The organism is Actinoplanes sp. NPDC051513, from assembly GCF_044454685.1.
In the GTDB taxonomy this organism is placed as follows: Bacteria; Actinomycetota; Actinomycetes; order Mycobacteriales; family Micromonosporaceae; genus Actinoplanes.
In genome coordinates this window covers 80,599-104,865 of record NZ_JBITDW010000024.1, presented here as the reverse complement: position 1 = coordinate 104,865, position 24,267 = coordinate 80,599, and the positions used below count along the sequence as shown (strand labels likewise).

At 71.3% G+C, this 24,267-nt stretch carries 20 protein-coding genes and 2 pseudogenes; 7 read left to right on the top strand and 15 right to left on the bottom strand.

The window, feature by feature from the left end:
• The first annotated feature begins 37 nt into the window (after positions 1–37).
• Positions 38–988 carry an ABC transporter substrate-binding protein gene (locus ACIA5D_RS42030; RefSeq protein ID WP_396036177.1) on the top strand — a complete coding sequence of 317 codons (951 nt, stop codon included), beginning with the start codon at positions 38–40 and terminating at the stop codon, positions 986–988.
• A gap of 50 nt (positions 989–1,038) precedes the next feature.
• Here ACIA5D_RS42030 and ACIA5D_RS42025 read toward each other — a convergent pair whose 3' ends face one another.
• Both ACIA5D_RS42025 and ACIA5D_RS42020 read right to left on the bottom strand, forming a co-directional pair.
• Positions 1,039–2,451, bottom strand: coding sequence for a gamma-glutamyltransferase (locus ACIA5D_RS42025; protein WP_396036176.1), 1,413 nt, complete (start codon positions 2,449–2,451; stop codon positions 1,039–1,041).
• Between the two features lie 69 nt (positions 2,452–2,520).
• The gene (locus ACIA5D_RS42020; RefSeq protein ID WP_396036175.1) at positions 2,521–2,751 is read right to left on the bottom strand and encodes an RIP homotypic interaction motif-containing protein; all 231 of its coding nucleotides are present in this window, start codon (positions 2,749–2,751) and stop codon (positions 2,521–2,523) included.
• Between the two features lie 159 nt (positions 2,752–2,910).
• Here ACIA5D_RS42020 and ACIA5D_RS42015 point away from each other — a divergent pair, with 159 nt between their 5' ends.
• Complete coding sequence (locus tag ACIA5D_RS42015) at positions 2,911–3,477, top strand: carboxymuconolactone decarboxylase family protein (RefSeq protein ID WP_396036174.1); 567 nt, start codon at positions 2,911–2,913, stop codon at positions 3,475–3,477.
• A gap of 21 nt (positions 3,478–3,498) precedes the next feature.
• Here the strand turns inward: ACIA5D_RS42015 and ACIA5D_RS42010 are convergent, their stop codons facing one another.
• Positions 3,499–4,230: an SGNH/GDSL hydrolase family protein gene (locus ACIA5D_RS42010; RefSeq protein WP_396036172.1), complete on the bottom strand. Its 732-nt coding sequence runs from the start codon at positions 4,228–4,230 to the stop codon at positions 3,499–3,501.
• A 63-nt stretch (positions 4,231–4,293) separates the two neighbouring features.
• Entirely contained in the window at positions 4,294–4,812 is a 519-nt protein-coding gene (locus ACIA5D_RS42005; protein WP_396036171.1) for a hypothetical protein, read from the bottom strand.
• 126 nt (positions 4,813–4,938) lie between these two features.
• On the opposite strand from ACIA5D_RS42005, the gene ACIA5D_RS42000 reads away from it, so the two are divergent.
• Positions 4,939–6,099, top strand: coding sequence for a glycosyltransferase (locus ACIA5D_RS42000; protein WP_396036170.1), 1,161 nt, complete (start codon positions 4,939–4,941; stop codon positions 6,097–6,099).
• Here the strand turns inward: ACIA5D_RS42000 and ACIA5D_RS41995 are convergent.
• Positions 6,077–7,333, bottom strand: a complete 1,257-nt coding sequence (locus ACIA5D_RS41995; protein WP_396036169.1) for a class I SAM-dependent methyltransferase — start codon at positions 7,331–7,333, stop codon at positions 6,077–6,079. The two genes, ACIA5D_RS42000 and ACIA5D_RS41995, sit on opposite strands and share 23 nt — an antisense overlap.
• A 164-nt stretch (positions 7,334–7,497) precedes the next feature.
• Here ACIA5D_RS41995 and ACIA5D_RS41990 point away from each other — a divergent pair, with 164 nt between their 5' ends.
• On the top strand, positions 7,498–8,667 hold the full coding sequence (locus ACIA5D_RS41990; RefSeq protein ID WP_396036168.1) for a zinc-binding dehydrogenase: 1,170 nt from the start codon (positions 7,498–7,500) through the stop codon (positions 8,665–8,667).
• Positions 8,668–8,676: 9 nt separating this feature from the next.
• A pseudogene (locus ACIA5D_RS41985) lies at positions 8,677–8,832 on the top strand (ATP-binding cassette domain-containing protein); the annotation flags it as partial.
• Positions 8,833–8,891: 59 nt separating this feature from the next.
• On the opposite strand, the pseudogene ACIA5D_RS41980 reads toward ACIA5D_RS41985, so the two are convergent.
• The 10 genes and pseudogenes from ACIA5D_RS41980 to ACIA5D_RS41935 all read right to left on the bottom strand — a co-directional run.
• Positions 8,892–9,149: pseudogene (locus tag ACIA5D_RS41980) on the bottom strand (acyltransferase); the annotation flags it as partial.
• A gap of 1,769 nt (positions 9,150–10,918) precedes the next feature.
• The gene (locus tag ACIA5D_RS41975) at positions 10,919–12,454 is read right to left on the bottom strand and encodes a DUF1593 domain-containing protein (RefSeq protein ID WP_396036167.1); all 1,536 of its coding nucleotides are present in this window, start codon (positions 12,452–12,454) and stop codon (positions 10,919–10,921) included.
• Positions 12,451–13,437 carry a sugar phosphate isomerase/epimerase family protein gene (locus ACIA5D_RS41970; protein WP_396036166.1) on the bottom strand — a complete coding sequence of 329 codons (987 nt, stop codon included), beginning with the start codon at positions 13,435–13,437 and terminating at the stop codon, positions 12,451–12,453. Before ACIA5D_RS41970 ends, ACIA5D_RS41975 begins: the two co-directional genes overlap by 4 nt.
• Position 13,438: 1 nt before the next feature.
• Positions 13,439–14,815 (bottom strand): FGGY family carbohydrate kinase, encoded by a 1,377-nt coding sequence (locus ACIA5D_RS41965; RefSeq protein ID WP_396036165.1) that lies wholly within the window; start codon positions 14,813–14,815, stop codon positions 13,439–13,441.
• Positions 14,808–15,770: a transketolase family protein gene (locus ACIA5D_RS41960; RefSeq protein ID WP_396036163.1), complete on the bottom strand. Its 963-nt coding sequence runs from the start codon at positions 15,768–15,770 to the stop codon at positions 14,808–14,810. Before ACIA5D_RS41960 ends, ACIA5D_RS41965 begins: the two co-directional genes overlap by 8 nt.
• A complete protein-coding gene (locus ACIA5D_RS41955) occupies positions 15,767–16,648 on the bottom strand; it encodes a transketolase (protein WP_396036162.1) in 882 nt (293 codons plus the stop codon). Before ACIA5D_RS41955 ends, ACIA5D_RS41960 begins: the two co-directional genes overlap by 4 nt.
• 88 nt (positions 16,649–16,736) lie before the next feature.
• Positions 16,737–17,708: a D-ribose ABC transporter substrate-binding protein gene (locus ACIA5D_RS41950; RefSeq protein ID WP_396036160.1), complete on the bottom strand. Its 972-nt coding sequence runs from the start codon at positions 17,706–17,708 to the stop codon at positions 16,737–16,739.
• Between the two features lie 16 nt (positions 17,709–17,724).
• Positions 17,725–18,801, bottom strand: a complete 1,077-nt coding sequence (locus ACIA5D_RS41945; protein WP_396036159.1) for an ABC transporter permease — start codon at positions 18,799–18,801, stop codon at positions 17,725–17,727.
• Complete coding sequence (locus tag ACIA5D_RS41940; protein ID WP_396036158.1) at positions 18,801–20,318, bottom strand: sugar ABC transporter ATP-binding protein; 1,518 nt, start codon at positions 20,316–20,318, stop codon at positions 18,801–18,803. Before ACIA5D_RS41940 ends, ACIA5D_RS41945 begins: the two co-directional genes overlap by 1 nt.
• Entirely contained in the window at positions 20,315–20,956 is a 642-nt protein-coding gene (locus tag ACIA5D_RS41935) for a DUF2291 family protein (RefSeq protein ID WP_396036157.1), read from the bottom strand. Before ACIA5D_RS41935 ends, ACIA5D_RS41940 begins: the two co-directional genes overlap by 4 nt.
• A 341-nt stretch (positions 20,957–21,297) precedes the next feature.
• Between ACIA5D_RS41935 and ACIA5D_RS41930 the strand changes: the two genes are divergently transcribed.
• Together ACIA5D_RS41930 and ACIA5D_RS41925 are read left to right on the top strand one after the other, a co-directional pair.
• A complete protein-coding gene (locus ACIA5D_RS41930) occupies positions 21,298–22,281 on the top strand; it encodes a sugar-binding transcriptional regulator (protein ID WP_396036156.1) in 984 nt (327 codons plus the stop codon).
• Positions 22,282–22,303: 22 nt separating this feature from the next.
• Positions 22,304–24,244, top strand: coding sequence for a hypothetical protein (locus ACIA5D_RS41925; RefSeq protein ID WP_396036155.1), 1,941 nt, complete (start codon positions 22,304–22,306; stop codon positions 24,242–24,244).
• The last annotated feature ends 23 nt before the right edge of the window (positions 24,245–24,267 follow it).

The window sequence follows — 24,267 nt, the reverse complement described above, 5'->3', positions numbered from 1 at the left end:
GGGCGCGAGTGCGCCGTACACCTCCAGGGAGCGCACCATGCGTCGGATCCTCGCCACCGTCGCCGTGCTGGCGATGCTGTTCGCTTCCGCGGCCTGTACCTCCGACGGCGCCAAGGAAGAGCCGACCGGCGCCAAGGTGGATGTCGGCGTGATCGCCATCATCGACGTCGCGCCGATCTACCTCGGCAAGGAGAAGGGCTTCTTCAGCAAGCGGGGCATCGAGCTGAACCTCGTCCAGGAGCAGGGCGGCGGGCCGATCGTGAAGGGCGTGCTCGCCGGCAAGTACCAGTTCGGCTTCGCCAACGTGACCTCGCTGATGGCCGCCCAGTCCGACGGCGCGCCGCTCAAGGGCGTTGCCAGCGGCGTCGCCTCGACCGGCCGGGCCGGCCGCGACTTCTCCGCGATCGTGGTGAAGGACGGCAGCACCATCCGGTCGGCGAAGGACCTGGTCGGCAAGACCATCGCGGTGAACACGCTCAAGAACATCGGCGACACCACGGTCCGCCAGTCGGTACGCAAGGCCGGCGGCGACCCGAGGACCCTCAAGTTCGAGGCGATGCCGTTCCCGACCATGAACGGCGCGCTGCGCTCCGGCAAGGTCGACGCCATCTGGGTGGTCGAGCCGCAGCTCTCCGAGGCGGTCGTGTCCGGCGCGGAGGTGCTGGCGTCCAACTTCGTCGACACCGCGCCCGATCTGACCGTGGCGCTCTACTTCACCAGCAACGACACGATCGCGCAGAGCCCCGACCTGGTCACCCACTTCACCGAGGCGATCAAGGAGTCCCTGCAGTACTCCGAGGAGCACCCCGAGGAGGTCCGCGACGTGGTCGGCACCTACACGCCGATCAACGACACCGTCCGGATCGGCATGATCCTTCCGAACTGGCCGCAGGACATCAACCGCGCGTCCCTCGACACGGTGGCCCAGCTCGGCCGGGAGGACGGCATCTTCAAGAAGCCGCCGGCCCTCGACCAGCTGCTCCCCTAGCGTCGCGCCCAACCAGCCCGTCCAGGCCCGCCTTCCCGCCCGGGTTGCGCTTACCCGCCCAGGACCGCTCCCCGCCCGTCGGCGCGAGGGTCGCTCGCGGCCGCGAGCTCACCGCCGCGCAGGCGGCAGACTTGTGTGTGTCCCGCGCCGTCGTGAAGATCGCTCACGATCGTCACACCGTCGCCCGCCCCGGCCAGGCCCGGCGTTCCCGCCTCGGCCAGCACGCCGGGTCCGTCGAACACCCAGCGGGGGCGGGCCAGCAGCCCCGCGAGGTCGTCCGAGCCGACGGTCTCGGCGGCGACCTGCGCGAGGATCCACGGCTGGTTGCGCCCGCCCATGCAGCCGAGCGCGACCACCGTGTCACCGGTGATCGCCATGGTCGGGCAGAGCGTGTGCGGCGGCCGGCTGCCCGGCGCTATCCGCCCCGGGTGCTCCGGATCGAGGCTGAACGAGGCCCCGCGGTTGTGCAGCACGATGCCGGTCGCCGGATCGAGCAAGCCCGACCCGAAGCTCTCGAACAGACTCTGGATGAGCGTCACCGCGTTCCCGTCGCTGTCCACGGCCGTGACCGCCACGGTGTCCCCACCCGGCCGCGGCCCCTCGTCACCCGCCGGAGCGTCCCCGCTCAGCAGCGTTTCGAGATCCACCGCCCCCGTGCGCGGGTCGCCGAGCAGGGCATCCCTCGCCCGCCGGGCACACCGAGAGGCGGCGAGCAGGTCGTCGGCCCCCAGCACGGCGAGGAACGTCGGCCCCTGCACCGGCGGCGGCGCGGCGTGCCACGTAACCCCGCCCACCACCCGGGTCAGCGGCGTGACCACCTCGGCCTCGTGCGCCGCCAGGTCGGCCGCCACCAGCGGACTCCCCAGCTTGCGCAGCCCTTCCGCGAGCCGCCGCCCGAGGTCGCCGGCGTAGAGCTCGCGCCAGTCGGCCGCGATCGTGGAGATCGTCGCGGCCAGCGCCGGCTGCACCAGCCGGTCGTCGCCCCCGAGCAGCAGCGCGGACAGTCCCGGATCGGCCCGGATCGCGTCCATCCGGTTCGCGATCTCCCGCCGCAGCCCCGGGCTGAACGGCACGCCCTCCTCGGCGAGCCGGACCGCCGGGGCGAGCAACTCCCCCAGCGGCAGCCGCGCCCCGAACCCCGCGACCGCCGCCCACCCGGCCACCACCCCCGGCACGGTGATCGGCTGCGGCCCGCCGAACGGCATCGCATCGCCCGCCGCCCGCAGCCCGTCGATGTCCACGTTCGCGGCCGCGGCCCCGATCGACAGCACCGCCCGCGGCGCCCCACCCGCCGGCCGCACGATGGCCACGAGGTCGCCGCCCACCGAGCACTGATGCGGATACACCACGGTGAGCGCCCCCGCGGCCGCGAGCGCCGCGTCGACGGCGTTCCCCCCGGCCGCAACCGCCTCCCGGGCGGCCTCCACCGCGGCGGAATGAGGTGCGGCAACCGCTACTGCCATGGTTCCTCCCTCGGCGCCCATTCTATTGATCAAGGCCGGCGCCGCACGGCCGGCCGAAAGACCGGGCCGTCAGTTGAACGTGTTGTGCTGAGTGTTGTGGTCGCCGATCTGGACGCCCTTGACATCCTGGATGTAGACGTTACGGGTCAATGCCAGCACCTGCTGCGCCGCCGCGAGGATCTGCTCGTCGCGGTCGGCGCCCGACGCGATCAGCTGGCCCCGCAGCACCTCGGGTTCCGCCTCGATCGCCGTCACGGGGTCGTCGTTGTGGCTCAGGGTTTCGGTGGCACCGTCGGCCACGAGCAGGACGCCGGCCAGCTCGTGGTGCCATCGTTGGCCCGCAGGCCGGTCGTTCCGACGGCAAGCAGCACCGATTGTGACACTCCCGGGCGGGTCAGGTGGTCAGCCGAATGTCGTCCGAGGCTTCCCGGGCGTGACCCGGCCACCTATCCTGCTGCGATGGCGCACATCGACCTCGGCGTGGACGAGCAGCTCTTCCCCGGCATCCAGGGGCTTCTGCAGTATCGGCCGGAGACCGCGCAGCCGCTCATGATGCTGGCCGAGGTCTTGCTGAGAGGGCCCAGCACGCTGTCGCCGGGTGAGCGGGAGCTGATCGCCGCCTACGTCTCCGAGCTCAACGAGTGCGCTTACTGCGCCGCTTCGCACGCGGCCTTCGCCGCGGCTCAGCTTTCCGAAGGGGTCCGGCTGGTCGACGAGGTGCGGGCCGATCTCGAGACCGCGCCGATAACGCCCAAGCTGCGCGCATTGTTGCGCATCGCTTCCGCCGTACGCGTGGATGGGCGGGACGTGACCGCCTGGCTGGTCGCCGACGCGCGGGCCGAGGGCGCGACCGACCTCGAGATCCACGACACGGTTCTGATCGCGTCGGCGTTCAGCATGTTCAACCGCTACGTCGACGGGCTGGCCACGCTGACGCCGTCGTCGCCGGAGGCCTACCTGCACGGGGTGCACCGCATCGTCCGCGACGGCTACCTCGCCGGCCGCGGCCGGCCGCCCCAAGCGTGATGGCCGCGGCCGCCCGTCCGATCAGAACGGGCTGGTGACCGGGCTCCACGACCGGCCCTGCGGCAGGACGCCGCGCAGGGCCTCGTACCACTGGTAGGCCATCTGCTGGTAGCCCAGCGCGTTCGGATGAACGTGGTCGACCGTGTTGGCGACCGGCACCCGGGCCATGTCGACCAGCATGACGTTGTCCGGGTAAAGGGCGGCCATCAGCGGCAGCGTGCTGTTGTACCACTCGAAGTCGGCCTCGTGCCCACGGTCGACGACCAGGAGCTCGGCGAGCAGGATGCGGACCTGGGGGTTGGCGGCGACGATGTGGTCGATCAGCTCCACCAAGCGGTCGGGCGCCTCGGCGATGCGGTCGTGGCGCAGCAGGTCGTTGGTGCCGATGTCCAGCAGCACGACGTCGGGGCGCGCCTCGGCCATCCACGCGTCGATGCGCTCGGTGAGCTGGGCGATCCGCCAGCCGGGGTGCCCCTCGTGCGCGGTGGCGCCGTTGCGCTGCGAGCCGACGAAGTCGACGGGCTGGGTCAGCCAGGAGTACAGGGCGGCGCGGTAGCCGTTCTCGGCCGGGTCACCCTTGCCGAAGGTGATGCTGTCGCCGAGCGGCAGGATGCGCAGCCCCGCGCCGGAGTCACTCGCCGGCGGCGGGCCTTCCCCGGCGAAGGCCGGCGACGCCGGCGCCAGGGCGGTGCCGACGGTCAGCAGTCCGGCCAGCACGGCGGCGCGGGCGCGGGAGGCAGCAGGAAGACGCATGCCGACCTGATCGGAGCGGCCGCGCCCGGCGCTGAGCGGGGCAACCGGTCCGCAACGGCATGCTCACCGATGAGCTACCCGGCGGGCGACGGTGCTGCCGACCACGAGCAGGGCCACCAGGGCGAGGAGCACGCCGGCCAGGCCCGCGCCGCCCGGGGTCGCGTGGGTGTCGGCGGCCAGCAGGGCGGTGAAGACCAGGCCGCAGGCGATGGCGGCGGCGATCGCGGCCACGACCGGCCACGGGCGGCGCGCGGCCAGCGTGACCCGGTTCAGGGCCAGCGCCAGCAGGCCGGCGATGAGGGCACACATCGCGGTGACGAAGGCGGCGTGGTACCAGCCGGCGGCGGTGAAGCGGTGCGGGCGGGGCAGGGTCCAGTTGGGGCGCGGGTGGCCGGCGGCCAGCCACAGGGCCTGGGAGGTGACGCCGAGGGCGCCGGCGAGGGCGGCCGCAACGAGCGCGAAGGGGCGATCGCCGCGGGCGGCGGGGAGGGTGCGGACCGCGTACACGAGAAGGGCTGTCATCGCGGGAAGCGCGAGCGCGTCGCCCCAGGTGGCGCTGGCGAAATCGAAGAGGCCGGGCATGTCGGCGGAATGAGCGCCGAACGTCCAGAAGAGACAGAGTGCGCCGAATCCCGCGACGAGGACCGCGAGAGCGGCGGCTGCCGGTACCTTCGTCTCACCTTCTCGGAGTGCGGGGGACGCGGCCACGTGGTCAGGATCGCACACTTCTCGGACGCGGCCGTCGACGGTGTGAACGGCATCGCGACGTCGGTGCGGCTGCTCGTCGACCAGTTGGCGGAGCTGGGCCACGAGAGCCTCGTGACCAGCACCGGGCCGCTGTGGCGACCGGGTGGCCGGGTGCCGTCGCTGGACACGGGGATGGGCGATTTCCGGTTCGCGCTGTTCCCGATGCGCGGGCTGCGGAGTCGCGTCGGGCAGTGGCGGCCGGACATCGCGCACGTGCACACGCCGGGGCCGCTGGGCGCGGCGGGCCTGTCCGTGGCGAAGTCGATGGGCATTCCGGCGGTCTACACCTACCACACCGACATGCATGGGTACTCGGCGTTCTACCACTTCCCCACCCCGGTGATCCGGGCCGGCACGGCGCTCTACGCCCGCTTTCTGCCGCGGGGCGCCAAGGTGACCGGCAGGGGGAAGTACGCGGCGGTCGAGGCGGGCAACGCGCGGGTCTTCGAGGCCGCCGACGTCATCATCCTGCCGACGGCGACGGCTTTGCGGCACTGCAGCACCGCCGGCGCCTACGCCCGCAAGGTGCGGGTCATCTCCACTCCCCCGGGCCATCGCGGCGAGAGCAGGGCGCAGCGGAAGGAGCCGATCGTGCTCTTTGTGGGCCGCGTCTGCGCGGAGAAGGGCATTCCGCTGCTGCTGGACGCCTTCAAACTGCTGCTTCGGGTGAAGCCGGAGGCGAGGCTGGTGCTGGCCGGGCCGGTGTCGTCGCGGTTCGACCTGCGGCGCCGGCTTGTCCGCGCCGGGCTGACGGGACACGTCGACGTCACCGGCACGCTGCACGGCGCGGAAGTGCCGGCCGCCTACCGGTCGGCGAGCGTGTTCGCGTTTCCGTCCACGACGGACACTCAGGGCATCGTGCTGCACGAGGCCGCCCTCGCGGGCCTGCCGATCGTCATGGTCGATCGCGAGCTGGCGGCCGGCCATCCGCTGGGTGCGGCGGTGCGGCTGGCCGACCCGGCGCCGGCCTCTCTCGCCTCGGCCCTGAGGGCCTCGCTCGAGGACGAGAACGACGTGGTGGAGAGAGCCCAGCAGATCGCGTACGGCCTGACGCCCGCGCTCTTCGCGGAGCAGACCCTCGACGCCTACCGCGCGGCGCTCATGCCGGTCGGTCGAGGATGAGCTGGTGGACGTCGATCTCGCCGGAGACGAAGCCGGCCTCGCAGTAGGCCAGGTAGTACTCCCAGGTGCGCAGGAAGATCTCGTCGAAGCCGAGGGCGCGTACCCGCTCGGCGTTCGACAGGAAGTTGTCGCGCCACAGCCGCAGCGTCTTGGCGTAGCTCCAGCCGAATGCCCGCTTGTCGGCCAGCCGTAGCCCGGTGCCGGCGGCGAGCTGCCGCTCGACCTCCTCGACCGAGAGCATGACGCCGCCGGGGAAGATGTACTTCTGCACCCACGTGTACGTCTCGGCGAACTTCAGCCGCGCGTCGGGCAGCGTGATCGCCTGGATGCCGGCCCGGCCGCCGGGCGCGAGCAGCCGGCCGATCGTCCCGAAGTACGACGGCCAGTACTTGCGGCCCACGGCCTCGATCATCTCGACGCTGACGATGGCGTCGTAGCCCTGCACGTCGTCCACCTGGCGGTAGTCGCGCAGCTCGATGGTCACCCGGTCGGCGACGCCGGCCTCGACCACCCGCTGCTGGGCGAGCGCCTGCTGCTCGGTGGAGATGGTGATGGTGTGCACGTGCGCGCCGCGCTTCGCGGCCCGGATGGAGAGCTCGCCCCAGCCGGTGCCGATCTCGAGGACCCGGGTGCCGTCGCCGACACCGGTGAGGTCGAGCAACCGGTCGATCTTGCGACGCTGGGCGCCGGCGAGGTCGTCGTCCTCGGGGCCGGCGAACAACCCCGACGAGTACGTCATGGTCTCGTCGAGGAACAGCGCGAACATCTCGTTGGACAGGTCGTAGTGCCGCTGGATGTTGCGGCGGGCGCCCTCGACCGTGTTCTCCTCGTCGGGTTTCGGGCGTGCGCCGTGCGCCCACTGCAGCCACGGCACGTGCCGGATCCGGGCGAGCTTGCGGTACCGGCCGAGCGACCCGCTCATGGCCGCGGCGGCCGCGGTGAGCAGACCGGCCAGGTCGTCGGTGTCCCAGTCGCCGGCCTGATACGCCTCGCCGAGCCCGATGAGCCCGGTGGCGCCGACCCGGCGGTGGAAGGCGTCGGGCCGGCGCAGGCGCAGGACGGGCGGGGGGCCCGGCTCCAGCGGCTCGTCGCCGGTGATGACGCGCACCGGCACCCGGCCGGCGATGAACCGCAGGAGCGCCTTCACGGCCGCCCCGCGCAGCGGCGCGCGGGGGACCGTCTCCACATCGGGCCAGTAGCCTGCGGGCGTGGTGGGGACGTCGATCTCCGTCATAGCAGCACTCTCGGCGATCTACCGGTTACCCGCAAGACCCTGTTCAGAAGTTGAACCTGTCGATGTTGTCGGCGGTGAACTCGGTCGGCGGGCTGAGGACGATCTCGCCGTCCTTGCCCGTAGTTCTGGATGACGCGCGGCGCGGGAGGGCGCATCATCTGTCGATGCGTGCCGTCCTCGCCGACCTGTCCGTCCCCCGCTACCTGCTGACCGCCGCGACGCGAGGCCGAGTGCCGGCCGGGCTGCTCTCGCTGCGCGACGACCTGCCGGAACCGATGCTGCCCGACGCGCCCGGATGGGTCCTGCTGCGCACGGAGCTGGCCGGCATCTGCGGCAGCGACCTCGCCGTCGCGCACGCGAAGTCCTCCCCCGTGCTCAGCGCCTTCTACAGCGCCCGCAAGCAGATCCTCGGGCACGAGATCGTCGCGGTGAACAACGGGACCGGGGACCGGGTCGTGGTCGATCCCGTCCTGTCCTGCGTGCACCGCGGGTTCGATCCCTGCCGGTCGTGCCGCGACGGTTTCCCGTACGTGTGTGAGCGCTTCGACCAGCCGGGAGCCGCCCGATGCCAATCCCCGACGCAGGGCTTCGACGCCGCCCTCGGCGGCGGCTGGGGTGAGCTGATCGCGGCGCACGAGAGCCAGCTGCACCGGGTCGGCGACATGCCGGCGCGCCGGGCGGTGCTGGCCGAGCCCGCCTCGATCGGGCTGCACGCGGCGCTGCGATGGGAGCGGCGCGGCGACCGGGCGGTGGTGATCGGGCCGGGCACGATCGGGCTGCTGACCACCGCCGCGCTGCGCCGCCTGCACCCCGACCTCGACATCACCGTGGTCGGGCCGGGCGGTTTCCCGGCGGAGGACGTGGGCGCGACCAGAATGCTGCCGCCCGGCCCGCGGGTGGTCGAGGAGCTCGCGCGGATCCACGGCGGGCGGGTCATCCGGCCCCGCATCACCCGGACCCCGATCCTCGAGCAGGGCGTCGACGTCGTCTTCGACTGTGTGGCGCTGCCCAGCACGATCGACCTGGCGCTGCACCTGTTGCGCCCCACCGGGATGCTCGTGCTGGTCGGCGGCGCGGGCAGGCAACGGGTCGACTGGTCGCTGGTGTGGAACCGGCAGCTCACCGTGCAGGGCACCGTCAACTCCGGGCCCGAGCCGTCGCTCGGCGGCCGGACGACGATGTCCGAGGTCGTGGAGTGGCTGGGCGATCCCGGATACCCGGTCGACAAGCTGGTCACGCACACGTATCCCCTGGCCGAGTGGCGTGCCGCATTGTCCACCGCGGCCAAGGGCCCGCGCGCGGGGGCTGTCAAGGTGGCGCTGCGGCCCCGATAGTGGCTCGCCATGATCGAGACCATCGAGCTGACCAAGGCGTACGGGAAGGCGCGCGCGGTCGACGAGCTCTCGTTCACCGCGCTGCCGGGCCGGGTGACCGGCTTCCTCGGGCTCAACGGCTCGGGCAAGACGACCACGCTGCGCATGCTGCTCGGGCTGACCCGGTAGGTAACCAGGTACCAGAGCACCTCGGCGGCCTGTAGTCCCCACGTGCTCGACGGCGGGTCGGCGAACGGGACGACCCAGGCGATCAGATGCCACAGCGGCGGTTTCTCGTCCCAGCCGACGAGGAAGATGGCCGGGACGACGACCGCGGCGAGCACCCACAGCGCGGGCAGCAGCCGCCGCGCACGGCCGTAGACGACCGTGCGGGCGGGCCGGCGGCCGAGCGAGTTGGCCATCAGCGAGCCGGCGAGCGCGAACATCACGCCCATCGACGGGAACGCGAGCTCCAGCGCGGCGAGCGGGAAGAAGTGGTACACCGACACCCTGACGATCGCGAGGACGCGCAGCAGCTCGAAGTACCGGTCCCGGGTCTTGGTCACGGACGGACGCTATGAGCTGCTGTTTTGTACGGGCTATGGCGTTGCTGTCCGCTGTGTCCGGCCTGAAGACCATTTGGCGTCGAGGTCACCAGACCTCAGCCTGTGGACAACGGCGAAGTCTTGTCGTACCCACCCGCTCTACTCGGCCCCACCCAGGTGCCGGGGCGGGGGCCCCGGCACCTGGACGAGCGGCCCACGGAATGAGGAACTCGGGCCCCGAGCGCCCGAGATATGCACTCATATTCACCAACGGACGATCATGGGCGACCAGCGATGATGAGTAGCCGTTCGCGGCACACCGCGACTTATCAAGATCTCTGAGGCGGCGGCGCTCGGGGCGAGCCGAGGCGGCAGCAGCGGCCGTCGCGGGTGACGGGTGGGGCTTTCCGGCAATTTCGGGAGCGGGCCGGTTATCGCCATTGTTGACGGCGGCTATTCGGGGGTGAGAATGGCATGATCGAAGACGGTTCTGGGCTTACCGCCGGATTCGTTGAGGTGGGATAATTCTGGGGTGCGGCAGATGGAGTTCTTCACCAGGTCCCAGTTAGCGGAAATGCGTGATCCGACCCGGTCGCGTCGTTATTCGCCGGCGCGTGAAGAGTTCCGCCGCGTGCATGCCCGGCAGCGCGCGTGGGGGCTTGTCGAGCGGCACGCTCGTAAGCTGCGCCGCCTGCACGGCGGTGACGACGGTTCACCCTTGACCGCGGCCGAGCGCCGACTCTGGTCCGGCCGCCCGAACACACCCACGCCGCAAAAGGCACCGCCCGCCTACACCGGCCAGGACCTCGGCTCACCAGCGGAACGGGTGGCGCACCGGGGCAACCAGATCACGCAGCCCACCCCAGCGGCGCCGGCCGCTGCCGAGCAGGTCACGCAACCCGCACCCACCCAGCAACCCGCACCCACCCAGCAACCCGCACCCACCCAGCAACCCGCGCCCACCCAACAGGCCGCGCCCACCGCAGCCGAACGGATCACGCCACCCGCGCCCACGGAGCAGGCCACACCGGGTCGTTGCGTAACAACCGTCACGGTGGCTCGGCCTCGTCCGCACGCCGACCAAGACCACACACCGCCCGATCCGCGGCGCCGACCGTATTCGGCCGCCGTGCATGCCATTCCGTCAACGGTGTTCCGTGCCATTCTTTCGCAACGGCAAACACCATTCAAGAGCCTCCACCGACGACGGCAAACACCGATCACATCGGGGTGGAACGGGTCGGGCGAAAACGGTGCCGAACACAGCGGATACTCGCGCAGCCCGCCACACCACGCCCGGTATATCGCGCCCGGCACACCGCACGCCCCACCCGGCATGTCGCGCCCGCATACCGCGCCGCCGCAGTCGACGCACCGCGCCGCCGCAGTCGACGCACCGCGCCGCCGCAGTCGACGCACCGCGCCGCCGCAGTCGACGCACCGCGCCGCCGCAGTCGACGTACCGCGCCGCCGCCCGCGTGGCGAGACTGTCGTCCGGGTCATCCGACGCCACCGCCGTGTCGGCGGGCGGCATGGCCCGGGGCGTCGGTGGCGCGGCCCGCCATCGCCGGGCAGAACCGTCCACGCACCGGCGGTTGATCGAGGCCAGTCAGCAATGATGAGTGCCGCCCGACGCGGTCATCCGTGGCTGCCGCTTCCGACACCGGCCCCGGCTCGGGCCATCACCGCCAAAGCCCGCTCTAACAGACCCCCACCCCACGAGGAGGCTAGATCACGCGGATTGTTACTCGGTCATAGCGGGTGAGCGGGAACTGCCCGCCGTCCGTGCCCTGGAGAATCACCGAGATGGTCTGGCCCGGCTTCGCGTCCTTCGGAACCGTGACCGTTCCGTGGGCCGACACCGCGACCACGCCCGGGTAGGTGCCCTCCTCGCGGTACTGCCACCAGTGCGTGGCGACCCGGTCGCGGTCGGGGTCCGAGACCCGGGCCGAGAGCCGGATCGTCGAGCCCGGGCGGGCCTTCACCGACGAGCCCTGGGCGATCCGCACCGACGGCGGGTGGTTGCCGGCCGAGTAGCGGGATGTCGTCGTCCACCGGATGCGGGCGGCGAAGTCGTTCTGCGCGGCCGCCGCCCACCGCAGGGTGGTGTAGTTGGCCACGTCGGCGCCGGTGGCGTCCTTCTCGGTGGGGACCATCGTCCACAGGTTCGGCGACGCCGAGGTCTGCGTGGCCCGGCCGCCCCAGCCGCCGAGTTGCGGGTTGTCCGGCGCCTGGATCCCGGTGTCCAGCAGCATGTTGAAGGCGACGTTGTCCCCTTCGGACAGGAAGTCGTAGGGCTCCATCGGCGGGCACCACCCGGTCGGCGCCAGCTCCGGGTCGCCGAAGATGTCGAGCTGGTCGCCCGGCATCGCCTGGCCGTCGAGCCACGAGCGGTACAGCGAGCCGTACGGCCCGACCTGGATGTTCTGTTTGATCCACGCCCCGCTGAAGTAGACCCGGTCGGCCGGCAGCCCGCGCACGTTGCCCTGGCCGCTGAAATCGCAGTTGTAGCCCCAGGTCGCGTAGCCGCCCGACATCTGCTCGACCCGGATTCCCGGCCAGGAGAGCGCGATGTAGTTCTGATACGTCTCGTCCTGGAACCCGCTGGCCAGGATCACGGCCTTCGACGAGACCCCGGCGCGGATCCGCGGCCAGGACCGCGTACCCGAGTATTTCTCCTCGATGGACTTCAGCGCCCGGGCGATGGTGCTGGTCCCACCCCAGGCCTGCAGATACAGCGGCCGCGGGTCGTGGTCGAGCAGCAGCCCGCGGATGAGGTTCGAGCCCGGCGTGTCCTCGCTCATCTCGCCCTCGAAGACGATGTTCCCGACCTTCACCTTCGAGAGCAGCGACGCCGGCGAGGGATAGCTCGGGTCGTGCGTCTTCAAATTCTTGTAGACCTTCGCGTACGCCGGAAGCACCTGATCCTGGATCGTGCGCGTCCCGGTCCACCGCCACGAGGTCTGCGGCGTCGTGTATTCGCGGCCGGGCAGGAAGAACTCGGTGCCTTTGCCGTCGCCGGCCCAATGGAAGCGGCTGCTGGTGTAGACGATGCCCTCGGTGTCCAACTCGTTGGTGTAGAGCAGGTAGCGAATCAGCGAGGCGAGGTCGTCCTGCTCCATGTCGGTGGTGACGACCGTGCGCGGCTTGACCGGCGTCGAGGAGTTCGCCGAGTGCGCGGAAGCCGGGGCGGACGCCGGGGCGGCCTGCGCGGCGAGCACAAGGCCGGCGGTGGCGGCGACCGCGAGGAGGCGGCGAATCACGATTCCACCTCGCCGAAGAGCGCGTTCTGCACGATCCGCTGGGTCGCCATGGCGTCCTGCCGCTCCTGCGCCTCGGCCAGGGCCGGCTCGTCGAGGCGGTCGAGCGCCCGGTGGATCCGCTTGAGGAACTGGATCGACGTGCGGGCCGCGTCGACCGAGTCCTCGCGGAACGGGAACTGGTCGAGCTGCCACACGCCGTCCCAGCCGTTCTTGCGCAGCACGTGGAAGAACTCGAAGATCTCGCTGAGGTGCACGGTGCCGACCACGAGGTCGTCGTCCCAGCCGCGCAAATTGTCGTTCACATCCATGCCGTACAGGCGGCCGTGGTCGATGATCAGCTGGGCGGCGTCGGCGGGCGACTCGCCGCCGTAGAGGCTGTGCCCGAAGTCGAGCAGGATGCCGACGTTGTCGAGGCCGATCTCCTGGATGCCCAGCAGCGAGCGGGCGGCCGAGTCCCAGGTCATCTTCACACGGGGCTCGCGCGGCTTGTACTCGATGGCGAACTTGAGGTCGGGGTGGGCGCCGGCCAGCTCGCGCATGCCGTCGACCGCGAGCTTCCACAGCGTGCGGTGGTCGACCTGCCAGGGATAGTCCCAGCCGTCCTGGCCGGGCCAGATCTTCACGTAGTTGGCGCCGAGCTCGCGGACGATGCCGGCGGCCTCGTGCATGAGGTCGAGCGCGGCCTTGCGTACGCCCGGATCGGGGTTGGTGAACGCGCCGCGGCTGAACTTGCGCAGGTAGATCTCGGGCGTGATGCCGATGGCGGTGAGCCCCTGCGCGGCGAGGGCGTCCTTCACCTCGTCGAGGCCGACGCCGGGGGTGAAGGGGTAGTTGAGGTCGACCACGGACAGGTCCTCGACCTGCCCGGCCAGCTCGATGGCCTCGAGGGTGGTGCGGGCCGGGCCGTAGCCGTCGGAGGCGTACCGGTCGACGTAGGTGGCGAAGTGCCACAGGCCGGCGCCGAAGCGGGGGTACTCGGTCATGTCAGCTCCCTGGGTGAGGGGTGCGGGCCCGGGCCACCGCGTCGCGCCAGGCGGGACGCAGGGCGGGGTCGCTGGGACGGGGATCGAAGTCGTCGTAGTCGAGGGACCACTCGGTGCGGCCGCCGGCCAGGAAGGCGGCGCCGAGAGCGGAGAGGTTGGTGGTCCGGGCGCGCTTGACGGGTACGCCCGACAGGTCGGCCTGGATCTGCATGAGCGTGTCGTTGCCGGTGGCCCCGCCGTCCGCGAGCAGCAGGGCGGCGCCGCCCATCGCGTCCACGACGTCGGCGACCTGGTGGGCGATCGACTCGACGGCGGCGCGGGCGAGCTGGGCGGGCCGGGTGCCGAGGGTGAGGCCGCTGATCAGGCCGACCGCGGTGTCGTCCCACCAGGGTGCGGCCAGCCCGCCGAAGGCCGGGACGAGGTGGACGCCGTCGCTGGACGCCGTCGCGGCCATCTGCCCGATCCGGTCCGGCGAGAGGCCGAGCAGTTCGGCCAGCCAGGCGACGGTGGAGCCGCTCGACCGGATGTTGCCCTCGGCGGCGAGCCGGTCGTTCCAGGCCACGGTGAGGCAGACCGCGTCGCCGCCGGCCTCGCCGAGCCGCATGATCGACGAGCCGGTGCCGTAGGTGACCTTCACGCCGGCGTCGGCCGTCGCGCCGTGTGCGTACAGGGCCGCGTGCGAGTCGCCGAGCACCGCCGTGATCGGCAGCCCGTCGAGGACTCCCCCGCGCGGCCCGATCCGTCCGAGCGGGCCGGACGACGGCGTCACCACCGGAAGCGCCGTCTCCGGTATGCCGAACAACTCGAGCAGCGAAGGGCTCCACACGCCGGTCCGTACGTCGAGCAGTTGGGTACGGGAGGCGTTGCCCACCTCGATCTGGTGACTGCCGGTCAGCGCGAACAGAAGCCAGGAGTCGACGGTGCCGACCACGGCGTCCGGGGCCCGATCGAGGAGCCAGCGCAGTTTGGCCGCGCTGAACATCGGGTCGAGCGGGAGCCCGCTGATCTCCCGTACGCGACCGGCTTGACCTTTGTCTCTGAGGTCGTCGCAGAAAGGCTGGGCCCGCTGGTCCTGCCAGCCGAGCACTGGCCCGGCCGGGAGTCCGGTGCGCCGGTCCCACACCACCGCCGACTCGCGCTGCGTGCTGAGCCCGACCGCCTTCACCGCGCCGCCCGGCACGCCGTCGAGGCACGCTGACGCCGCGGCCAGGACGCTGTCGAGGATCTCGCCGGCGTCCTGCTCGACCCACCCGGGCCGGGGGTAGCGGATCGGCACCGGCGCGCTCGCCTCCCGCACGATCTCGCCGGCCGCGGAGACCAGCAGGCACTTGGTCGACGACGTGCCCTGGTCGACGGCGAGAACAAGATCGTCAAGCATCGTCGCGGGCCAGCCCGATCGCGGCCCGCCGGATGTCCGCGGCGGTCAGGCCGAAGTGCTCGAGCAGGAACGCGGTGCTGCCGGTCGGGGCGAACTCCCGGTGCACGCCGAGCATGCGCATCGGCACCGGGACCCGCTCGGTGACCACAATGGCCGCGACCGCTGCGCCCAGGCCGCCGGTGGTGGTGGCCTCCTCGGCGGTGATGATCGCCCCGGTGTCCCGCATCGCCGACCGGATCGCCTCCTCGTCGAGCGGCGCGATCGTCGACATGTTCAGCACCCGTACGGAGACGCCCTGGCCGGCGGCCTCCTCGGCGGCCTCGAGCGCCCGGGAGACCATCGTGCCGGTGGCCACCACGGTCACGTCGCTGCCGTCGCGCAGCCGCGTCGCCGTACCGAAAGTGAACGGCCGTTCGCCGGTGACCGCCGGCACCTTGAAGCGGCCTACGCGCAGGAAGACCGGAGTGTTCGCCGAAGCCGCCCAGCGGACCGCGGCGCGGGTCTCGTTCGGGTCGGCCGGGACGACGATGCCGAGGCCGGCGATCGCGCGCAGCCAGGAGAGGTCCTCGATCGAGTGGTGGGTGGGGCCGAGCTCCCCGTACGCCATGCCGGGGCTCATCCCGCAGAGGACGACCGGCGATTGGGAGTACGCGACGTCGGCCTTGATCTGCTCGAGCGCGCGGCCGGTGAGGAACGGCGCGGCGCCGCAGACGAACGGCACGTAGCCGCTGAGCGCGAGGCCGGCGCCGACCCCGACCATGTCCTGCTCGGCGATGCCGACGTTGATGAGCCGGTCCGGGAACTCCTTCGCGAAGCCGACGAGGTTGCTGGAGCCGACCGAGTCGTTGCAGACCGCCACGATCCGCTCGTCCTCGCGAGCGAGCGAGATCAGCTCTTCGGCGAAGGGGACCCGGCAGTCGAAGGTGCCGGGCGACGAAAGGACGGGCGCGCTCATCGGGCCAGCTCCGCCGTTGCCAGCGAGATCTGCTCGAGGGACGGCACCTTGTGGTGCCACTCGACGCGGTCCTCCATGAACGAGACGCCCCTTCCCTTGACCGTGTTGGCGATGACGCAGGTCGGACGCTCGCCGCGGCCGGCCGTGAACGCGTCCAGCAGCTCAAGATGATCATGCCCGTCGACGACGTGCACGTCCCAGCCGAACGCGCGGAACCTGTCGTCGAGCGGGTCGAGCGTGTTGGTCTCCTCGGTGCGGGCGCCCTGCTGGAGGCGGTTGCGGTCGACGATCGCGGTGAGGTTGGCCAGGCGGCGGTGCCCGGCGGTCATCGCCGCCTCCCAGTTGCTTCCCTCCTGCAGCTCGCCGTCGCCGAGCACGACGTAGACGTGCCGGGACGAGCCCGACAGGCGCCCGGCGACCGCCATCCCGACCGAGACCGGCAGGCCGTGGCCGAGCGGGCCGGTGTTGGTCTCGACGCCGGGGACCTTGACCCGGTTGGGGTGGCCGTTGAGCGCCGACATCGGGGCGGCGAACGTCTCCAGCTCCTCCTCCGCGAAGAAGCCGGCCGCGGCGAGGGTCGTGTAGAGGGCGCCGGCCGTGTGGCCCTTGCTGAGCACGAACCGGTCGCGGTCGGGCCAGTCGGGCTTCTCGGGGTCGATGCGCAGCACGGCGAAGAACAGGGTGGTGAGGATGTCGAGGACGGACATGTCGCCGCCCACGTGGCCCAGGCCGGCATGGCCGATCATGCGCAGGTCGGTGACACGGGACTGGTTGGCCCGCTCCCGCAGTAACTCGCGGCGTCGCTCCGGCCCGGCGTCGGCGATCTCCTGCCGGAGTCGGCGCCAGGCTGCGGCGGTACGGGGGTCGGCGACCAGCATGGGGTTCCTCTCTTCGTGTGGCTTTTCGGAATGGGCGCTTGCCCACTTAAAGTGGGCAGGCGCCCATTCGGTGGTGCGGCGGATCAGGTCAGGACGCGGCGACGGCGAAGTTGCTGACCGACTTGGCGTTGTCCGGGTTCACCAGCACGCAGTCGACCGACTGCTTCTCGGGCTGGTCGGCCTTGCCGTTCTTGATGTACGCGTCGGCCTGGTCGACGGCCATCTCGCTGATCTTGCTGGCCGGCTGGAGCACGGTCGCCTTGATGCCGTCCTTGAGGATCGACGAGACGACGTCGGGGCTGCCGTCGAAGCCGACGACGACGATGTTCTTCTTGGCGGCCTGGACCGCCGCGTAGGCGCCCAGGGCCATCGTGTCGTTGCCGGCGATGATGCCCTTGATGTTCGGGTGCGCCTGCAGGATGGTCTGGGTCTTCTGCAACGCCTCGGCCTGGTCCCAGTTCGCGCTCTGCTGGGCGACCATCTTGAGGTCCGGGTACTGGTCGAGCACGCCGTGGTAGCCCTGCGAGCGGACGCCCGCGTTGGTGTCGGTGGGCTTGCCGGTGAGCTCGGCGTACTCGCCCTTGTTGCCCATCAGCTTGGCGAACTCGGTGCCGCCGAGGCCCGCGCCCTGGGCGTTGTTGGAGACGATCTGGGCGACCGCGACGTCGGTCTTGTTGATCTCGCGGTCGATGAGGAAGGTCGGGATCTTGGCGTCCTTGGCGCGCTGGATCGCGGCGACCGAGGCGTCGGCGCCGGCGTTGTCGAGGATGATCGCGGCGGCCTTGCGGGAGATCGCGGTGTCGATCTCCTGGCTCTGCTTGGTGGGGTCGTCGTCGTGGCTGAGCACGAGGGTCTCGTAGCCGAGCTTCTTGGCCTGCGCGGCCGCGGCGTCCTGCTCGGCCTTGAAGAAGACGTTGTCCGGCGACGGCGTGATGATCACGATGAGCTTGGAGGCGGCGGGGGCGCTGCCGGAATCATCGGATTTGTCATCCGAGGAGCCGCAGGCGGTGAGGGCCAGAAGAGAGGCGGCGCCGACAGCGAGCAGAGTTCTTCTCAACATAAGGGGATTCGTCCTTTCACAAGGAGGTGCGTTTGGTGAGACCGGACTGCAGGCGCTGCTGCGCCTGCTCGGTGATGACCGCGAAGACGATCACGGCGCCCTTCACCACGGATTGCCAGAAGGTGGAGACCCCGACCAGGACCAGGCCGTCGCTGAGGAAGCCGATGACGAAGGCGCCCATGACGGTGCCGATGATGGTGCCGCGGCCGCCCGCGAGCGCGGTGCCGCCGAGGACCGCCGCGGCGATCGCGTTGAGCTCGTACGTGGTGGCGGTGTCCGGGTAGGCCGCGCCCAGCTCGGAGGTGAGCAGCAGGCCGGCCAGCGCGGCGCAGGCGCCGGAGATGACGTACACGGCGATCTTGACGCGGTTGACCCTGATGCCGGCCAGGATCGCGGCCCGCTCGTTGCCGCCGACCGCGAAGATGCGCCGGCCGAACGGGGTCTTGGTGGTCACGACGATCGCCGCGATCGCGACCAGGATCATGATCCAGACGGCGACCGGGATGCCGAGCACGCTGTCCACGCCGATGAAGGAGAAGCCCGTGTTCCCGCGTTCGGGCGTGCCGGCCAGGTCGGGGTAGGTGCCGCCGTTGCTGTGCAGCTGGGCCAGGCCGCGGGCGACGTACAGCATGCCGAGCGTGGCGATGAACGGCGCGACCTTGAACCGGGTGATCAGCAGGCCGTTGACGGCGCCGACCAGCGCGCCCACGAGGATCCCGATCAGGATCACCACGGCCACCGAGAAGAAGATCGTGCCGCCCGGGACGTTGAACCCCTTGAAGAGCAGCCCGCCGGAGACCATGCTCGCCAGCCCGGCGATCGAGCCGACCGACAGGTCGATGCCCCCGGTGAGGATCACGAAGGTGACCCCGATCGCGAGGATCGCATTGATCGCCACGTGCTTGGTCATCAGGATCAGGTTGCTCTGGGTCAGATACTCCCCCGAGATCGCGCTGAAAAAGATCACCAGCAGCACGAGTACGACCAGAGTCCGCCCTCGTAGGAGAAGCAACGCGGCCCGGGCGAGGGCCTGGTTCCGGGGAGCTTCCGGCGTCGCGGCCTTGGCCGGGGCCGCGACATCAGTGTCGGTCATCAGGACGCCTCCAGGACGCTCTCGGACGCGGAGGCGGTGACGAGGGCCTCCTCGGTGACGTTCTCGGCGGTGAACTCGGCGGTGATGCGGCCGCGGGCCATGACCAGGACCCGGTCGGCCATGGCGATCACCTCGGCCAGCTCGGACGAGATGAACAGGACCCCGAAGCCCTGCGCGGCGAGGTCGGCCATCAGCGCGGCGATCTGGGACTTCGCGCCGACGTCGATGCCCCGGGTGGGCTCGTCGAGCAGCAGCACCACCGGTTCGGTGAGCAGCGCCCGGGCCAGCACGACCTTCTGCTGGTTGCCGCCGGACAGCGCGGTGACCGCCGCCGACAGGCCCGGGATCTTGATGGCCAGGTCCTTGACCTTCGCGGCCGCCGTGCGCTGCTCGGCACCGCCGGAGAGAAGCCCGGCATGGGTGAACCGGGCCACGGTGGCGAGCAGGATGTTGTCGCGCACGGACATGGTCTGCACGAGGCCGTCGCGCTGCCGGTCCTCGGGCACGAGCGCGAGGCCGGCCGCCATCCGGGCCTGGACCGTGCCCTCCTTTTCCTCCTTGCCGCGCATCAGGACCCGGCCGGAGGCGGCCCGCCGCATGCCCATCAGGCACTCGACGAGCTCGGTGCGGCCGGCGCCCATGAGGCCGTAGATGCCGACCACCTCGCCGGCCCGCACGGTCAGCGAGACGTCGTGGACGGGCACGGTTCCGGGGAGGCTCAGATCGCGGACGTCCAGCAGGAGGTCGCCCACCGGGGAGCTGTTGCGGACGTAGAGCGAGTCGGGGTCACGGCCGACCATCTGCCGGACGATCCACCCGGTGTCAGTGCGGCTCATCGACTCGTGTGCGACCAGGTTGCCGTCGCGGAAGACGGTGACCCAGTCGCCGATGCGGCGGAACTCGTCGAGCTTGTGCGAGATGTAGATGACCGTGACGTCCTGTTCGCGCAGGTCGGCCATCACGTCGAAGAGGACGTCGACCTCGTGGTTGGACAGCGCCGAGGTCGGCTCGTCCATGATCAGCACGCGGACGTCCTCGAGCAATGCCCGCCCGATCTCGACGAGCTGCTGCTGGCCGATCGGCAGGTCGCCGACGGGCGTGTTCGGGTCGAGGCGGTCCTGGCCGAGCCTCTTGAGGACCTCGCGAGCCCGGCGACGCTGTTCCCGGGCATCGACGAAACGCTTCCCGCGACGGAGCTCCCGGCCGGCGAACATGTTCTCGGCGATCGACAGGTTGGGGAACAGCGACAGCTCCTGGTGAATGATCCCGATGCCGAGCGCCTGGGCGTCGCGGGGGCTGCCGAGCGTGACCGGCTCGCCGTCGAGCAGGATCTCGCCGCTGGTCGGCTGCTCCGAGCCGGAGAGGATCTTCATGAGCGTCGACTTGCCGGCGCCGTTCTCCCCCACCAGGACGTTGACCTTGCCCCGGTACGCGGTGAAGGTGACGTCCTTGAGCGCGCGCACGCCGCCGTAGCTCTTGCTGATGTCGTGCGCCTCGAGAATCTCGGCCGAGGTCATGGCGTCACCGTCAGCTCGGTCGGGACCACGAAGATCGTTCCAGGGCTCAGCGCCGAGAACGCGCCGTAGAACTGGACCTTCTTGCCCTTCAGCGACGACAGGTCGACCTTGGCGATCACGTCGGTCTTCGCCTTGGCGTTGATCTGGTTGGCCGCCGCGGCGTAGTCGATCTGGTTGGTGAAGTCGCCGAACGAGATGAAGCCGACCCCGTCGCGAATGGCGGTGCCGGCGATGACCGGGCCGGTCGCGATGGTGACCTTCGTGTCGCCCACCTGGACCGTCATCGGGCCGGTGGGCACCGAGGTGTCGATGCCGGTCACCGTTCCCGACCCCTTGACCATGTACGCGTACGGGCTGCCGGTGCCCGCCTGGTGGCCGTACTGCTTGCCGGCCGCCTCCGGGTCCTTCGCGATCGCCGCGGCCACCGTGGTGACGTCGACCGCCTTGTCGTGCACGGTCGGCACGATCTTCGACGACCAGTTGTCGGCCACGTACGTCTTGGGGTCGGTCGCGCCCGGCTTGGCCGCCGTGGCCTGCCCGTCCTTCTCGTACACATAGACGCCCGGCACTTTGGAGCAGGCCGTCGTCAGCGTTGCCGCGAGGAGGAGGGCCGCGGCCCGGCGTGCGATCACCTTCATGCTGAATATCCATTCATAGGCGACTGGCCATGCAGCTACTGTGAACGCTCGATGTCGTCGTTGTCAACGGGTTGCGTTCTTGACTCTCGGCTGACGTCATGATTACCGTCCTGTTGCGGTACTGATGCAGCACTGAATTTCTATTCGTCCTGTTTCAGGAAGGACGCACGTTGCAGACTCGGACAGTTCGCCGGCTATCTACCGCCGCGGCCCTGGCGGTCACGCTGCCGCTGGCTGAAGCACTACCAGCGGGTGATTGTGACCGTTAGGTAGGTTCTTCCCTCCGAAGCTGAATGGATATTCTTCCTAGCTGCGCGGGGCTACGCACGGGGAGGGCCGTAATGGTGGACAGCTACACGGCGGAGATCGCCACCGATCAGATCCGCCTGCTCACCAAGGTCGCGCGCATGTATCACGAGCGCGGCATGCGGCAGCCCCAGATCGCCGAGCAGCTGCACATCTCCCAGCCGCGGGTCTCCCGGCTGCTCAAGCGGGCGGTCGAGCTCGGCATAGTGCGCACCACGGTGATCGCGCCGCGGGGCGTCTATGCCGAGCTCGAGGAGCAGATCGAGCAGGCGTACGGCGTCACCGAGGTGATCGTCGCGGACACCGACGACCACGCCGACGAGACCCAGGTGATGCGGGCGCTCGGCGCGGCCGCGGCCGTCTACCTGGAGACCACGCTGATGGGCGGCGAGCGGATCGGCGTCTCCTCGTGGAGCTCGACGATCCTGGCCACGGTCGAGGCCATGCACCCGCGGCCCACCCCCGTCGCCGACCAGGTGGTCCAGATGATCGGCGGCGTCGGCAACGTCACCGCCCAGACCCAGGCCACCCGCATCACCGGCCGGCTGGCCGCGCTGACCGGCGCCCAGGCCGTCTACCTGCCGGCGCCCGGCCTGCTCGCCTCGGGCGACATGCGGCAGATGTTCGTCAGCGACCCCAACATCGAGCCGGTGCTGCGCGCCTGCGACGACCTCACCATGGCGCTGGTCGGCGTCGGCAGCATCGAGCCGTCGCCGCTGCTGCGCGAGAGCGGCAACGCGGTCGCCGAGAGCGAGTTGCCGGCGCTGCGGTCGGCGGGCGCGGTCGGCGACGTGTGCATCCGCTTCTTCGACTCCGACGGCGTGCACATCGAGTCCGAACTGGACGATCGCGTGCTCGGCATCGCGGCCGGCACCCTGCGCGCGATCCCGCGCCGCGTCGCGGTGGCCGGCGGCACCCGCAAGAGCACCGCGATCCGGGCGGCCCTGCGCGGCGGTTGGGTCAACGTCCTGATCACCGACCTCCAGGTGGCCCGCAGCCTCATGGCACCGCAGGCGTAACTCTTTCGGTACGGTGCTCGCGATGGTGAGGGAGCACTCGGTGTTCGAGGACCTGCCGCCCGGCGGTCCCGTTCCGGTCGCGGACGCCTGGCGGGCCGGCGTGCTCCTGCATGCCCGCGGCGAGTTCGACGCCGCCGATCGCATCTATGCGCGAGCCGTCGACGACGAGGACACGGCAACGGCGGATCGCGCGCAGCTCCTGGCCGCGCGGGCCTCGCTCAGCTGGGCGCAGGGCGGTGACAACGTCCGCGAGCTGGCCGGCCAGGCGGTGTTCGAAGCACAGCGGAGCAAGGACGACGCCGCCCTCGCCGCCGCCTATGTGGCGCAGGCTCTCGGGGCCTACCAGGCCGGGGACAGGGCGGCCAACGAGCACGCGTACGCCCTCGCGCTCGCCGCCGCGGAGCGCGCGGGAGACGTGCGGCAGCAGGTGCGGATCCGCAGCAACGTGGGCTCCCGGCTTCTCGAGGAGGGCCGCTATCGCACCGCGATCGCCGAGCTGGACCAGGCGATCCGGCTGGGCGAAGGCGCCGATCTGCCCGAGCTGATGGCGCTCGCGCGGCACAACCGGGCCGAGGCCTGGCTGGGGCTCGGCGAGCTGCGCCGGGCCCGCGACGACGCGGACGCCTCGCTCAGCGGATGGCAGCGGATGGGCTCGCCGCAGGCCGCGTTCGGACTGCTCACCATCGCGCGGGTGCACCGGCAGCTGGGCCTGGCGAGCCAGGCGGTCGCCACCTACCGCGAAGCGATCGCGCTGGCCGAGCCCACCGCGAACGCCCAGGTCCTCATCGAGGCCTGGGCCGGCCTGGCCCGCGCGGTCTTCGCCGACGACCCGGCCGAGGCCGGCCGCACGGCCAAGCAGGCCCTCGCCCAGTCGCCGACGGGCGGTGCGGTGCTGCCCGAGCTCGCGGCCGGCTGGGTCTCGCTGTGCTCCGGCGATCGGCCGGCCGCGGCGGCGCATGCGGCGCGGGCCAAGGCGGAGGCCGGGCGCAGGCGCGACGCGGCCGGGCTGGCGGAGGCGCTCGAGCTGGGGGCGCTCGCGGACGAGCGGTCGGTGGCGGGGCGGCTGTCCGATCTGGCGGAGGCGGCGGCCATCTGGGGCGAGGTGGGCAACGGGCTCGCGGCGGCCACCAACGCGGTCGTGCGGGGCCGGCTCACCGCGGATTGGCCGGCGGAAGCGGTCGCGCGCACGCGGTTGCATGCTCTCGGCGTACGCGATGGGGTCTGGCAGATCGCCGGACCGCTGGCCGCGCTCGGCGCGCCACCCACCGCCGAGGTCGCGATCCGGGCGCTCGGGGAATTTGCCGTGCTGTTGTCGGGAGAGTCGGTGCCGACCGCGGCGTGGCAGTCACGGAAAGCGCGGGACCTCGTGAAATTGCTCGCGGCCCGGTCGGGTGGGCCGATTTCGCGGCACACGCTGGCGGTGGCGTTGTGGCCGGAGGCCGAGGCTGCCGTCGCGGGGCGCCGGCTGGCGGTGCTCGTGTCGACCGTGCGAGGGGTGTTCGATCCGGGGCACCGGCGGCCGGCGGGACATTTCCTGGCCGCCGACGAGGACAGCGTGCGGCTCGACACCCGGCACGTGGCGCTGGACACGGCGGCGTTCGCGGCTGCCGCTCGTGCCGCGCTGGCGGCGCCGCGCGACGAGGCCCGGCTCGAGGCGGTGGCCACGCTCTATGCCGGAGAGCTCTGCGTGGGGGACGAGAGCGCGCGGGTCACGCTGGCCGATCTGCATCGGGAAGTGTTGCGGCGGCTGGCGATCGGGGCGGGACCCGAGACCGCGGCGGGGTGGTACCGGCGGATCGTCGCGGGTGAGCGGTACGACGAGGCCGCGCACCTGGGGCTGATCGGGGCGCTGACCGCGGCCGGGCGGCACGGGGAGGCGCGGCGGGCCTACGACGAGTACGCGGCGGCGATGCGGGAGATCGACGTTTCGCCGGCCTCGCGGGAGAGCCTGAACAAATCCTGAACCGGGTCCGAAACGCTCCTGAC